The organism is Bradyrhizobium sp. JYMT SZCCT0180, from assembly GCF_018130165.1.
Lineage (GTDB): Bacteria > Pseudomonadota > Alphaproteobacteria > Rhizobiales > Xanthobacteraceae > Bradyrhizobium.
Genome location: NZ_JAFCLZ010000019.1, coordinates 114,830 through 126,580 on the forward strand (window position 1 = coordinate 114,830; position 11,751 = coordinate 126,580).

General features: G+C 62.4%; 15 protein-coding genes. 4 read left to right on the forward strand and 11 right to left on the reverse strand.

What is annotated here, in order from left to right:
- The first annotated feature begins 38 nt into the window (after nucleotides 1-38).
- Nucleotides 39-275, forward strand: a complete 237-nt coding sequence (locus JQ641_RS26475; RefSeq protein ID WP_192736678.1) for a hypothetical protein — start codon at nucleotides 39-41, stop codon at nucleotides 273-275.
- A 27-nt stretch (nucleotides 276-302) separates the two neighbouring features.
- Here JQ641_RS26475 and JQ641_RS26480 read toward each other — a convergent pair whose 3' ends face one another.
- From JQ641_RS26480 to JQ641_RS26495, 4 genes are all read right to left on the reverse strand, one after another.
- Complete coding sequence (locus JQ641_RS26480) at nucleotides 303-653, reverse strand: hypothetical protein (RefSeq protein ID WP_192736677.1); 351 nt, start codon at nucleotides 651-653, stop codon at nucleotides 303-305.
- A 115-nt stretch (nucleotides 654-768) separates the two neighbouring features.
- A complete protein-coding gene (locus JQ641_RS26485; protein WP_211998811.1) occupies nucleotides 769-1,497 on the reverse strand; it encodes an ABC transporter ATP-binding protein in 729 nt (242 codons plus the stop codon).
- On the reverse strand, nucleotides 1,487-2,224 hold the full coding sequence (locus JQ641_RS26490) for an ABC transporter permease (RefSeq protein ID WP_211998812.1): 738 nt from the start codon (nucleotides 2,222-2,224) through the stop codon (nucleotides 1,487-1,489). Before JQ641_RS26490 ends, JQ641_RS26485 begins: the two co-directional genes overlap by 11 nt.
- 1 nt (nucleotide 2,225) lies before the next feature.
- Nucleotides 2,226-3,188, reverse strand: a complete 963-nt coding sequence (locus JQ641_RS26495; protein ID WP_502754996.1) for an ABC transporter substrate-binding protein — start codon at nucleotides 3,186-3,188, stop codon at nucleotides 2,226-2,228.
- A 96-nt stretch (nucleotides 3,189-3,284) separates the two neighbouring features.
- Here JQ641_RS26495 and JQ641_RS26500 point away from each other — a divergent pair, with 96 nt between their 5' ends.
- Nucleotides 3,285-3,644, forward strand: coding sequence for a hypothetical protein (locus JQ641_RS26500; RefSeq protein ID WP_192736673.1), 360 nt, complete (start codon nucleotides 3,285-3,287; stop codon nucleotides 3,642-3,644).
- Between the two features lie 60 nt (nucleotides 3,645-3,704).
- Here JQ641_RS26500 and JQ641_RS26505 read toward each other — a convergent pair whose 3' ends face one another.
- Nucleotides 3,705-4,550: a quinoprotein dehydrogenase-associated SoxYZ-like carrier gene (locus JQ641_RS26505; protein WP_211998814.1), complete on the reverse strand. Its 846-nt coding sequence runs from the start codon at nucleotides 4,548-4,550 to the stop codon at nucleotides 3,705-3,707.
- Nucleotides 4,551-4,608: 58 nt separating this feature from the next.
- Nucleotides 4,609-5,535 (reverse strand): quinoprotein relay system zinc metallohydrolase 2, encoded by a 927-nt coding sequence (locus JQ641_RS26510; RefSeq protein WP_211998815.1) that lies wholly within the window; start codon nucleotides 5,533-5,535, stop codon nucleotides 4,609-4,611.
- A gap of 171 nt (nucleotides 5,536-5,706) precedes the next feature.
- Here JQ641_RS26510 and JQ641_RS26515 point away from each other — a divergent pair, with 171 nt between their 5' ends.
- Both JQ641_RS26515 and JQ641_RS26520 read left to right on the forward strand, forming a co-directional pair.
- Nucleotides 5,707-6,591 (forward strand): substrate-binding domain-containing protein, encoded by an 885-nt coding sequence (locus JQ641_RS26515; RefSeq protein ID WP_211998884.1) that lies wholly within the window; start codon nucleotides 5,707-5,709, stop codon nucleotides 6,589-6,591.
- The gene (locus JQ641_RS26520) at nucleotides 6,588-7,172 is read left to right on the forward strand and encodes a PQQ-dependent catabolism-associated CXXCW motif protein (RefSeq protein WP_211998816.1); all 585 of its coding nucleotides are present in this window, start codon (nucleotides 6,588-6,590) and stop codon (nucleotides 7,170-7,172) included. Before JQ641_RS26515 ends, JQ641_RS26520 begins: the two co-directional genes overlap by 4 nt.
- Before the next feature lie 61 nt (nucleotides 7,173-7,233).
- Here JQ641_RS26520 and JQ641_RS26525 read toward each other — a convergent pair whose 3' ends face one another.
- From JQ641_RS26525 to JQ641_RS26545, 5 genes are read right to left on the reverse strand one after another with little or no spacing between them, the layout of a single operon-like run.
- Nucleotides 7,234-7,848, reverse strand: a complete 615-nt coding sequence (locus tag JQ641_RS26525; protein ID WP_211998817.1) for a hypothetical protein — start codon at nucleotides 7,846-7,848, stop codon at nucleotides 7,234-7,236.
- Between the two features lie 16 nt (nucleotides 7,849-7,864).
- Entirely contained in the window at nucleotides 7,865-8,713 is an 849-nt protein-coding gene (locus tag JQ641_RS26530; RefSeq protein ID WP_211998818.1) for a lanthanide ABC transporter permease protein PedC, read from the reverse strand.
- Complete coding sequence (locus tag JQ641_RS26535; RefSeq protein WP_211998819.1) at nucleotides 8,710-9,531, reverse strand: lanthanide ABC transporter ATP-binding protein PedB/LutE; 822 nt, start codon at nucleotides 9,529-9,531, stop codon at nucleotides 8,710-8,712. Before JQ641_RS26535 ends, JQ641_RS26530 begins: the two co-directional genes overlap by 4 nt.
- The gene (locus JQ641_RS26540) at nucleotides 9,528-10,499 is read right to left on the reverse strand and encodes a YVTN family beta-propeller repeat protein (protein ID WP_502754994.1); all 972 of its coding nucleotides are present in this window, start codon (nucleotides 10,497-10,499) and stop codon (nucleotides 9,528-9,530) included. Before JQ641_RS26540 ends, JQ641_RS26535 begins: the two co-directional genes overlap by 4 nt.
- A gap of 17 nt (nucleotides 10,500-10,516) precedes the next feature.
- Complete coding sequence (locus JQ641_RS26545) at nucleotides 10,517-11,698, reverse strand: lanthanide ABC transporter ABC transporter substrate-binding protein PedA1 (protein WP_211998821.1); 1,182 nt, start codon at nucleotides 11,696-11,698, stop codon at nucleotides 10,517-10,519.
- Between the last annotated feature and the right edge of the window lie 53 nt (nucleotides 11,699-11,751).

Below are 11,751 nucleotides of genomic sequence, written 5' to 3' on the forward strand. Positions count from 1 at the left end.
TGTTATCTATTCAACGCACTAGCTCTGGGATCTCGGGCATGAATGCGATCGATTTGGTACTGACAGTGTGTGCCGTGCTGTCGCCGGCCACCTGCGAGGAGAGGCACCTTGTGTTTTCCTCGGATGTTTCCCCGCGGCAATGCGTCATGGCTGCGCAGCCCTATATCGCGCAATGGGTCGGCGAGCATCCGAAATGGACCGCGGTGAAATGGCGCTGCGAGTATCCGCACCACAACGACCGGGCGGACAAGGGCGAAGTGACGCCCGCAGGCTGAAGCCATCCTGTCAGGCCGTCGCAAGGGCTACTTGTTGCAGTCCTTTAGATCCTTGTCGGCAATCGAAAATACAGCATCCGCCTTGATCTCGATGCCCCTCACAAGGCACTGCCGCGCGTCGGGATAACTCACCTTGGCATCGTATTGTCCCGGCTCCACCCCCGTGATGCGCAGGCGTTCGTCGTGGTCGACCTCCTTGTCCTTGTCGTTCAGGGTCAGATTAGGTCCCCAGGCGTCCTTCCCCACCGGCGACAGCTGGAAACCCGAGATCGTCGAGGTGGTCAGGTTCCAGAGCCGGATGCCCTTGCCCTTGCTCTGCGCGGCGAGTTCGCCGGCGCCCGCCGACAACAGCACGACCAAGGCCAGTATCCATCGCATCACCAGATCCTCCCGCGGCAAACCTCAAGCTCTTCCTACCTTATCAGACGTTTCCGGTTTTTCGCCGTCTCGAAATTATCTGGTGCTTTCAATCTCGCTGAATCACATCGAGCACCTATGAGGCATCCCGCTCGGTGAGACCGCCGTCGATCCGCCGCATGATGTCTGACTTGATCGCAGCGATCTCGGCGTCGCCCCGCGCGCGACGGGGTGTGCGGATGGGCAGCTCGGCAACAACCCGGGCCGGTCGCGGCGACAGCAGGAACAGGCGGTCGCCGAGACGGGCCGCATCGTCCACGTCATGGGTAACCAGCAGCGTCATCACCGAACGGCCGTCGACCAGCATGGCAATCTGATCGCGCAGGCGCGCGGCGAGGGCGTCATCGAGCGAGGCCAGCGGTTCGTCGAGAATCAGGAAATCCGGCTCGATGACGAATGCGCGGGCGAGCGCGACGCGCCGGGCAAGGCCGAGCGATAATTCGCCAGGAAAATGCTTGCGATGCGCGTTCAATTCCAGAATCTCGAAGAGGGCTGAAAGCTTCGCTTCGTCGATCAGAGGCGCGACAAGCCGCACGTTTTCTTCGACCGATCGCCATGGCAATAGCCGCGGTTCCTGAAACACGACTCCGATCCGCGCACCGGCCGGACGCACCACGCGCCCCTTAAAGTCGTGGTCGAGGCCGGCGAGAATCCTCAGCATGGTGCTCTTGCCGCAGCCGGAAGGGCCGACGAACACGCCAACCTCTCCTGCATCGAGCGCAAAGGCCACGCCGGCGATCACGTCGTGCTGTTCGCCCGCCGCGTTCCTGAACTTCTTGCTGGCGATATCGACCTCAAGCCGCACGGGGGCGCCACCGGGATAACCGGGCCTCAAATGGCTGCACCAACACGGTTTCGATGACGAGCACGACAGCCGCGAAGCTCAGTGAATAGGCCAGGAGAAGCGGGATGTCGAACAATTGGAACGCGACGCCAATCTCGAAGCCAACGCCGTTCGGGCGTCCAAGCAACTCCGCAACAAGGACGATCTTCCAGACCAGGGAAAGTCCCGATCGCGCAGCGGCTGCGATATAGGGCGCCAGTTGCGGCAATATGACGTGCCGGAACGTCCTTGAGCGCGGCAACGCAAATACTGTCGCCATTTCGTCGAGCGCCGCGTCGAGTGCCCGCGCGCCCTCACGCAGCGTCACGACGGCGGTCGGCAGCTTGTTGATGGCAATTGCCGCAATTGCGGCGGCTTCGGTCAATCCGGCCCAGATGTAGGCGAGCACGATGACCACGAGCGCCGGCAGGTTGAGCAGCAGAATCAGCCAGGGATCGCCGAGTCGGTCGGCAAGCCGCACCCGGCCCATCAAATAGCCGATGGCTGAACCCAGCGACATCGCCAGGGTGAAGGCGAGCGCCACACGCGCCAATGTCACGCCGAGATTGAGGAACAGATCACCCGACTTCGCTTCCGCAAGCATGGCCGCGAGCACGGTGGGCGGAGGCGGCAGCTTCGCATCGCCGGCGAGCAGCGAGGCGATCCACCAGGTTGCGAAAAACACGGCGAATGACAGCAGACGCGGCACCTCAGTCTCCCGGGATCGCGTGATAGAAGGTGCCGGAAGCAAGTTCCGGCGCCGCCCCGACAAGTTCGCGGCCACCGATCCCAGCCAGCACGCGGTAGAGGATGCGCGCGTCGGCTTCCTCGTCGGCGATCGGGCGACGTGGAATTCCCTCCCGGTAACGATCGCGATAAACGCGGAGCGTTGCGGTGTCGGGGGCGCCGGTCAGCGGTGCAATTTTCTCCCACTCGGCATCCGAGGTCGACAGGATCTCCTTCGCCATGCGGGTCATGGCGATAAAGCGGGCCACTTTGTCCTGGTTGGCGTTCGCCCAGGCTTCGTCGAAGACGTAGCCGATCATCGCGGTGCGGCCGGTGGCGCCAAGTTTCGGCAGCAGATCCTCGACGCCGGCGACGCGGCGGAAGCCTTTCGCTTCCAGCACGGCGCAGAAATTCCAGTAGTTCATGGTGGCGTCCATCTCCCCGCTGAGCGTCTTTGCCGTCAGCAGCGGCGGCGCGCCGTAAGCGATGGTCGCCTCCGACTTCAGGTCGATGCCGCCCTGTTTCAGCCACGCTTGCAACAGCAGCCAGTTCTTGTCGATCGGGCCGCCGGCAACGGCGAGCTTGCGGCCCTTCAGATCAGCCAATGTCTGGATCGGCGACGCGGCCGGTACCATGACGGCGCCGAGCGCGCTCGAATAGGGATAGAATGTCAGCTTGGCGCCAAGTGTACGTTCGCGCGATACCCACAGCCAGTCGGAGACGATGATGTCGGCGTTGCCGGCGCGAAGCGCGATCTTGCCCGCCTCGGGGCTCGCGAGTTCGACAACCCCCACCGAGAGATTGGCCTGCTTGTCGAGACCATGGGCGCGGATCACGGCAAGTTCCCAGGCGAATGTTCCGGTTTTTTGCACCGCAACCCGCACGGTCTCGGCGCCGTAGCATGTACCGACCTGCGCAAAGGCCAAAATAACCGCAGCCAGCAGCATGCGAATGCAAATTGTCATGGTGAGCCGTTTCCGCGCGCATCTTTTCTTGAGGACTGTCATAGCATAGCTTCCACGCTTCGTAGCGGGAGGAAGATCATGGCAGCTGTCGGATCGGTACGACGTATTGTCGCCGCGTTGTCAGCGTTGACGGCGATGGCAACGATGGCGCGGGCCGCAGACATCAACGACTATCCGACCTCGGCCCGCGCCGAATACGTCTTTGGTTGTCTCAAGGCGAATGGTGAGACGCGGCAGGCGATCGAACAATGCTCCTGCTCGATCGATATCATCGCGTCGATCGTACCCTATGAGCGCTATGTCTCGGCTGAAACCGTGCTCAGCATGGCGCAGCACCGGGGCAATCTGGGCGGGCAGTTCCGCACTTCAGAGCAGGCGGCGAGCGCGCTCAATGATCTCAGGCGCGCACAGGCCGAAGCGGAAGTGCGATGTTTCTAGAAGTGCGATGTTTCTAGACGTGGTCACGATGTGCTGGCGGTATTGCCTCGCCGCGTCGCGTCAAGTGCCTGAATCGTCGACCTTCCATTCCTTCTGGAAGACGTGGCCTTCGGTATCCCTGGCTTCGGCCCGGAACCGCTTCGCGCCGTTCGAAACATAGGTAAAGCGGATATTGGGATCTTCCGAGATCGAGATTCCGCCTTCCATCGCCAGCACCAGACTATCGTCCTGCCACAGCCGCAACTGGTCGACGAAGAAGGCCGGGATGTAGAGCTGGGTCACCTGATCCATCTGCAGGCCGGAATGGCTGGGATGGCCGATCATGATTTGCGCCTCGCGGGTGCCGCTGGCGGGACCTTGGCGAAGTCCTTCACCGGCACGCGCGAACTGCCGGTATCGCATCTGCCCCAGGCGGCTTTTGGCATCGTCGGCGACCTTGGTGGCCGGTGCGGAGCAGCCGCCGGAGGCCTTCACGTAAGTCTTCGTCATATAGAGCTTGCCGTCGCTCAGCTCGGCCACGGCATGAACATCGGTATAGTTGTTGACGCGCACGCGGGTCGAGATTTCCGTCACATTGGCGTCCGGCCCCAGTTCGAACTTCGCCGCCATCGGCGCCGGATTCTGGTCGATCACCAGCGTGATTCTCAACACGCGGCGGCTGTCGCCAGGCAGGAGTTTGGTGCGCAGGGTGACGGGAACGATCGCCGCATCCTCGGCACGGTACGGCATCTCGATGCCGATCACCTCTGCGCCGTCGTTCATCGGGCGGTTGTTGAAGATGTCCTGGACCAGTCCGGGCCACGGATCGTTCGCCTCGGGAGTTGCCGCAGGCGCAATGCGCGCGCCGACGAGCACGACGCTCAGGAGGCTGGCGATGCAGAGCAGGTGGAAACGACGTCCGGGCATGGCGGCACCCCTTCGCTGGGATGGAACATAGCGCCGCCAGTATACGTCATCGGGCAGGCTATTCCCATTCAATTTCCGAAAATGCGGTTGTTGCATTGCGGGCATTGTAGTCGTCGAACAGTTGCCACCGCGGCCGCTCGCTGGCGGCGGCGGTGTCGGCGGCGACCGTGATCGGAGCGCCACGGGCGACCAGCCTGCGAACATCCGACGCCAGGGTTTCGAGGTAACGGCGTTGGTCGGCGAGGGCGCCGGGCCATTCGCTCACAGGTCCGTGACCGGGAATCACGCGTTGCGCGGGGAGCGCGCCGAGTTCGTCGATCATCCCGAGCCATCCGCGAATACTGCCGTCCAGCACCGGAATGTGGCCAAGGAACACCAGATCGCCCGCGAACAGGGTTTTGGTTTGCTCGTCGAATACAGTGACGTCATTGTCGCTGTGCGCCGCCGGCCACGACGTCAAGGTCAGGATTCGCGAGCCGAGATCGAGCTTGATTGTGCCATCGACCAGGAGCGTGGGCGGTATCATCCGCACCCCATCCATGGACTTCTCGCCCATGATCCGGCGAAATGCATCGAGATAGAATGCTCCGCGCGCCGCCAGCGCGCGGGGCAGGTTCCGATGACCGACGAACTCGGTTCCATCGCTCACGAATGCGGCGCCGCCAAAGACATGGTCGGGATGGACGTGCGTGTAGATGACGTAGCGGATCGGTTTGTCGGTTCGTGCACGGATCGCCGCTAGCAGCCGCTGACCCTCGCGAACGCTTCCCCCGGTGTCGATGACAGCCACCGCGCTCTCGCCGACGATGAATCCGATGTTCGCGGTCGCGCCGTCGTTCTCGCCCGTCATCAGCGCGGTCTGGCCCTGGTGCACGAATATTCCGGCAGCGACTTCGCTCACAGGCAATTCTTGCGCCTTCGCCTGCGCTAGGGTGGACGCCGCGAAAACCACGAGTAAGGCAAGAACCGAAACGCCATGAGCCATGTTTCTGCCTCAGTCTCGTCCGGGCGCGATTTCGATCGCCGCGGGTTTCCGTCGAGCTGGTTTGCGTCGCAGCATGCAACGCAAATCCAGCACGGGGATATTCCTGTTGCACGCTCTGGCACGCTGAGCAATTGATGGATGGCGGGCGTTCGATCAAGAAGGGAATGCATGATGACAGATTGGGGACAACGCCGCCGCTTGCTGGTCTCGCTGCTCGCGATCACAGCAATATTCGCCGGTCGCGATATCGCCGGAGCCCAGACCAACGACAGCACCGACCTGTCGATCGAGCTGATCGATCCCAAGGTGCTGCGGGTTTGCGCCGACCCACGCAATTTGCCGTTCTCGAACGACAAGGGTGAGGGAATCGAAAACAAGCTCGGTGAACTGTTCGCCGAAAAGCTGCAGAAAAAGCTGGACTATGCTTACTATCCGCAGGCGGCCGGCTTTGTCCGGATGACGCTTGCCGCGCATCGTTGCGACGTCATTATGGGCTATCCCCAAGGCGACGACCTGGTGCAGAGCACCAATCCCTACTACCGGACCGCCTACGCGCTGGTGGTCAAGCAAGGCAGCGGCCTTGACGATGTCGCGGCGCTGGGCGACGCACGCCTGAAGGGCAAGCATATCGGCATTGTCGCCGGCACGCCGCCCGCCACCAACATGACCGCCAATGGTCTGATGGCCGAAGCCAAGTCCTATCCGCTGATGGTCGATACGCGGATCGATTCATCGGCAGAAGTCATGATCAAGGATCTGACGTCGGGGAAGATCGACGCCGCCATTCTGTGGGGACCGCTCGCGGGCTTTTACGCCAAAAACGCGAACCCGCCGCTTCACGTCACGCCGCTTGTCAAGGAAACCACGGGGCCTCGGCTCGTCTATCGCATCGGCATGGGCGTCCGGCCGGCCGACCAGAACTGGAAGCGGATGCTCAACCGTCTGATCCAGGAGAACCAGCCGGCCATCAACAGGATACTGCTCGACTTCGGCGTTCCCTTGCTCGACGAGAATGACCGGCCGATCGGCGCGGAGACGGCGAAGAAGTCGCCGTGATACGAAGGCTGGCGTGCGTGGTCGTTGCGACCCTTGCCCTCGCAGCGTTTACCCCTGCAGCCAATGTTCTCGCGCAGCAGAATGTGCCGGAGCCGGACGGATATCGCACGGATAATTATCGCGCGGCTGTTCCTGCAACCCTCGCCGGCGTACGCGTCCTTACGACGGCGGAGGCCGAGGCGATCTGGCGCGCAGGCAGCGGTGTTTTTATCGACGTGCTGCCGCGTGCGCCGAAGCCGCCAAATCTTCCCGCCGGCACGGTCTGGCGCGACAAGCCGCGGCTCAACATCCCCGGCAGCATCTGGTTGCCCGATACGGGGTACGGCAAACTGGCAGAGCCAACCGAGGCCTATCTGCGGCGCGGGCTGGAGCAGGCGTCTCATGGCAATAAAGCCGCGCTGCTGGTGATCTACTGTCAGGAAGATTGCTGGATGTCCTGGAACGCGGCGAAACGGGTCCTGTCCTACGGCTATTCCAATGTGGCCTGGTACCCGGACGGAACCGAAGGTTGGGAGCGCGCCAGCCTGCCGGCCGTTGAATCACAGCCCGAGCCCAGAATGGATGAGAATGGGAGCAGATGAGGGGCTTGGACACAAAATTGCGAAAACAACCCCATGCAAAGTAAGAAGGACCTCTCTTTCGCTACTCGATCTCCTGCTGGATCATGCGGCCGAGCGCGAACAACCGCTGGTCGATCGCGGTGGGCACCTCGCAGACGAATTTGACCACACGCTGCCGGTCTTCGAAGATGCGGGTTTGCCAGACCATTTGATTGCTGAGCTCGTCGATCTTGGGCTGATCGGGCGACGCAGCACCCTGCAGGGCATGCAGGGCGGACACGTCGGACCGGATCTTGTCCGCGGCCTCGCGCTGCTTGCGGGTGATCCGTTCCAATCCGTTCATGACAGATGCGCGCTGCGCGTTGAGGCTGTCGAACAGGCCGGCGAACAGCAGCTTGCCTGCCGTGGCCTTGTCGGTCGCCGGGTTGCCAAGAAATTCCGTGATCAGCTTCTGGGCCTCGTCGAGGGACGTCCGTCTTGCGGCCAGCCTCGACACCAACGGGCTGACCTTGGCATCGTCCCTCCACTTGTCCTTGATGTCGTCGAGCGGCGGACCGGCCCACACCGCGGTGAGGGAGATTTCCGGCACCTTGGCCTGGGTGCACGGCCAGTCCGGATAGCGCGGATCGGCGGCAAAGCCGGGCTCGGTCGATGCCGCGACAAGAAAGAGCGTCCCGATTGCGATCTGCCATCTCATGTTTTGCTCCGGCGGATCATGCTTCGCCTCCGGCGGGCCCGCGGCGAACCAGGCCGCGCGATGGATCATAGGCGTATATCGCACCGATCATGAAAGCCGTCGTGCAGCAAACCACGATGGCCAGCGAAATCCAGTTCATCTGTCCATACAGCGCAAAGCGTATCAGTTCGACGGCGTGCGTAAACGGATTGAACAGGCAGACATAGTAGAGCAAGGGGCTTCCCTCCTGCACCCGCCACAGCGGATAGAGCGCCGATGAAGCAAAGAACATCGGGAAAATCACAAAGTTCATTACGCCGGCAAAATTCTCGAGCTGCTTGATGCCGGAGGAGATCAGCATTCCGAGCGCACCGAGCATCAAGCCCGAAACGACCAGCGCCGGCAGCACCGTGAGATAACCGATCGGCGGCGGCGCGATATCCCAGAACCACGCGATCAGGAGGAAGGCGTAGACCTGGAGCAACGAGACGGCGGTTCCCGCAACCAGCTTGCAGAACAACAGATACCAGCGCGGCAACGGGCTCACCAGCAGGGTGCGCATATTGCCCATCTCGCGATCGTAGACCATTGAGAGCGACGACTGCATGCCGTTGAAGAGCTGGATCATCGCCATCAATCCCGGCGCGATATAGACCTCATAAAGAATGTAGGTTTCGTATGGCGGGATGATGGAAATGCCGAGGACCTGACGAAAGCCCGCGGCGAAGATGAACAGCCACACCAGCGGCCTGACCAGCGCCGAAACGAAGCGTTCGCGCTGGTGCACGAAGCGCAGCGCCTCGCGCCACACGATGCCGTTCAGGCAGGTGACATATTGCGCGAGCGAGAAGCCGCTCTGGTGTCGGTTGACGGTCACGGAGCTCATGGCGCGGGGCTCCCGGGATCCACCGCAGCGCCGGTCAAGCGCATGAATGCGGAATTGATGTCACGGGCTCCGGCGTCGGCGATGATATTCGTGGCCGGGCCATGCGCAAGAACCCGGCCCTGATGCAGCACCACGAGGTCGTCTCCGGGCACGATCTCGTCGAACAGATGGGTGGCCCATAGCACGCCGATATCCTGCTCGATCACGAGCTGCCGGACGTGGCCGAGAATGTCGGCGCGGGCCTTGACGTCGAGCCCGACGGTTGCCTCGTCAAGCAACAGCAGGCGCGGGCGATGCAGCAGGGCGCGCGCGATTTCCAGCCGCCGCATCTGGCCGCCCGAGAGATCGCGAACCTTGCTGCCGGCGCGGTCCGCAAGGGCGATGCGCGTCAGCACTTCGTCGCTGCGCAGCCGTGCCTCGCGCTTGGCGATGCCATGCAGGGCGGCGTGATAGAGCAGGTTTTGCGTCACCGAGAGATCGAGATCGAGCGTCCTTGGCTGGAATACCACGCCGAGCAGCCGCAGCGCTTCGCCTGGCGCAAGGCTGATGTCGTGGCCGAAAATGCCGATGCGCCCAGCCTGGGTTCCGAACAGCCGCGTAATCAGCGCGAACAACGTGCTCTTGCCGGCGCCATTGAGGCCAAGCAGCGCCGTGAAGCTTGCCGGCGCAACCGCGAAGCTGACGTCGATCAAAGCACGCCTTGTGCCGTAAGAATGGCTGATGCCTTCGATCGACAATGCGGGCGTAGCCGCAGGATCGCCTCGCGGACGGGGGTCCGGCGGTGCAGGTCCTGTGCTGTGTGCGTCGATTGCTGTCATGGCTGAGCAAACGTAATCCCCCAGGGCAGCTCGCCGACCTGGATTGTCTTGATCACCTTTTGCGCCGACACGTCGATGACCGAGACGTCGTTGGAAACGCCGTTGGTCACCAGCAGATATTTTTCATCCGGGGTGAATGCCATATGCCAGACCCGTTGGCCGACCAGAAGATATTTCGTGACCTTGTGCGTGGTGGCGTCGACGACGGCGACGCGGTTGGCGGGGCCGAGCGCAATGAAGGCGGTCTTGCCGTCCTTGGTGATGCCGATGCCGACCGGCTGGATCGCCTCGCGCCGCAGGCCGGGAATGTTGAACTCGATCTTGCCCGTGATGGTGCGCTTGGCGGGGTCGAGGATGGAAACGGTGCCGCCGATCTCCGACGATACCCACAATTCGGAGCTGTCGCGCTTGAACTCGGCATAGCGTGGCCGCGCATCGACCAGCACGTTGGCGACGATCTCGCGCGTCGCGGTGTCGATGAAATGCGCCATGTTGGTGGTTTCGGAAGTATTGATCAGGATCTTGCCGTCCGGGCTGAGGGCCATGCCCTCAGGCTCGACGCCGACCTGGATGTCGCCGAGGCGGACGCGCTTCTCGAGGTCGATGATGGTCACCGTGTTATCGTTCTCGTTGGCGACGTAGAGGAGTTTGCCGGCGGCATCCTGGGTGAACAGTTCCGGATCCGGACCGGAGGGCAGGCTGTCCACCACCTGATGGGTCGCGGTATCGATCACTTCGATCTTGTCGTCATCGCCGACCGCAACCAGCACGAATTTGCCGTTCTTCGTGAATTCGATGCCGCGCGGGCGCTGACCGACCTTGATGGTATGGGTGACGGCCCATTTGTCGGTATCGATCACCGACACCGTGTTGCTTTTCTCATTCGATACATAGGCGACGAAGGCCAAGGCGGGGCTGGTGGCCGCGAGCCACACCGCCATTCCGGAAAGCAGACACCGACGCCACATCCGCCATTCCTCCGTTTTCAGTTCAGTTTGCATTTGGTTTCGGGCCGGTCGACGCCGAGTGTGTCGAGTTCGGAGTATTGATGCAAGAAACCCTCCTGCGGGGAAACCGAGACGACCATGCGGCCGTCGACCAGCAGGATCGGCTGGCGAAGCTGCAGGTTCCAGTCCCGCAGCGTCAGCCGCTGTCCCTTGAACGCAGCAACCGAGAAATCCGGCTTCTTGAGAAAATCAAACACCGATTTCGGGTCGCCGGAGTTGGTGCGCGATGTCGCTTCGCCGATCATGCGCCCGGCGGTCCAGGCCTGCATGTCCCGCGCCGTCATGCGCCGCGAATTCAATTTGACGAAGCGGTTCTGGATCTGGATCGCACCCCACTGATCGTGCGCCGCGTCCCAGCTTGTCGGTACAAGGCCTGCCGAGCCGGCGATCGGCCGCGGGTCCCAGGTCCGGTAGGGCAGATAGGATGCAAACACTTCGCTTTCGTCCGCCGCGACGAGGACGTCATAGGCCGGCGCACCTTGCGTAAATACCGGCATTTGACGCTGGATCAGCGTTACACCGCTGTCGGTGCGCCGCGCGCCGCCGGTATCCTCGAAGACCTTTTCCTGAACGATTTTGGCGCCAAAGCGGGTCGCCGCGCGCCGCAGCGCATCGGCATAAAGCTTGTCGGCTTCGTGTGAGCCCACCACCAGCAGCCAGCGCTTCCACTGCTTCCACACCAGATACTGCGCCAGCGCGTCAGCGAGCATCGATCGGGTCGGGGCAACATGGATCACGTTGGCGCGGCAATCCTGCTCGCGCAGCCGGTCGTCGATCGCACCACTGTTCAACAGCACGGTTTTGCGATCGCGCAGCGCATCGGCCGCCTTTAACAGCGCGTCGGCGGCTAGATCGGCGATGATGATGCCATTGCGGTCGGCGAGGGCCGTCGCCGCCTTGGCGACATCCTCGCCATCTTTCAGGCGAACCTCCTCGAGGTAGAAACGCTGATTGAGGAATTTTCCGGTGGTGTTGTTGTCCTCGATCGCCAGACGCGCACCGGCGATGCCGTCATTTTCCGACGGTTGCTCGGCAAGGGACAGTTTCGATTTGATTCCGGCCTGACCAAGATAGCCGACGCGGATGTCGATCGGGTCGGCCGCGAGCGCGGAACTGGCCACCACGCTTAGTCCGATTGCGCCGATCAACCATCGGATCATGGACGCTCCCTCAATTCTCCTCCTCGACTTGCCGGCGATGGAGGGATACTTGT

What these genes read in the sequence shown, in the direction of transcription:
- JQ641_RS26475 (WP_192736678.1), top strand. Translation starts at nt 39, where the DNA reads ATGAATGCGATCGATTTGGTACTGACAGTGTGTGCCGTGCTGTCGCCG.
- JQ641_RS26480 (WP_192736677.1), bottom strand. Translation starts at nt 653, where the DNA reads ATGCGATGGATACTGGCCTTGGTCGTGCTGTTGTCGGCGGGCGCCGGC.
- JQ641_RS26495 (WP_502754996.1), bottom strand. Translation starts at nt 3,188, where the DNA reads ATGCTGCTGGCTGCGGTTATTTTGGCCTTTGCGCAGGTCGGTACATGC.
- JQ641_RS26500 (WP_192736673.1), top strand. Translation starts at nt 3,285, where the DNA reads ATGGCAGCTGTCGGATCGGTACGACGTATTGTCGCCGCGTTGTCAGCG.
- JQ641_RS26505 (WP_211998814.1), bottom strand. Translation starts at nt 4,550, where the DNA reads ATGCCCGGACGTCGTTTCCACCTGCTCTGCATCGCCAGCCTCCTGAGC.
- JQ641_RS26510 (WP_211998815.1), bottom strand. Translation starts at nt 5,535, where the DNA reads ATGGCTCATGGCGTTTCGGTTCTTGCCTTACTCGTGGTTTTCGCGGCG.
- JQ641_RS26515 (WP_211998884.1), top strand. Translation starts at nt 5,707, where the DNA reads ATGACAGATTGGGGACAACGCCGCCGCTTGCTGGTCTCGCTGCTCGCG.
- JQ641_RS26525 (WP_211998817.1), bottom strand. Translation starts at nt 7,848, where the DNA reads ATGAGATGGCAGATCGCAATCGGGACGCTCTTTCTTGTCGCGGCATCG.
- JQ641_RS26530 (WP_211998818.1), bottom strand. Translation starts at nt 8,713, where the DNA reads ATGAGCTCCGTGACCGTCAACCGACACCAGAGCGGCTTCTCGCTCGCG.
- JQ641_RS26535 (WP_211998819.1), bottom strand. Translation starts at nt 9,531, where the DNA reads ATGACAGCAATCGACGCACACAGCACAGGACCTGCACCGCCGGACCCC.
- JQ641_RS26540 (WP_502754994.1), bottom strand. Translation starts at nt 10,499, where the DNA reads ATGTGGCGTCGGTGTCTGCTTTCCGGAATGGCGGTGTGGCTCGCGGCC.
- JQ641_RS26545 (WP_211998821.1), bottom strand. Translation starts at nt 11,698, where the DNA reads ATGATCCGATGGTTGATCGGCGCAATCGGACTAAGCGTGGTGGCCAGT.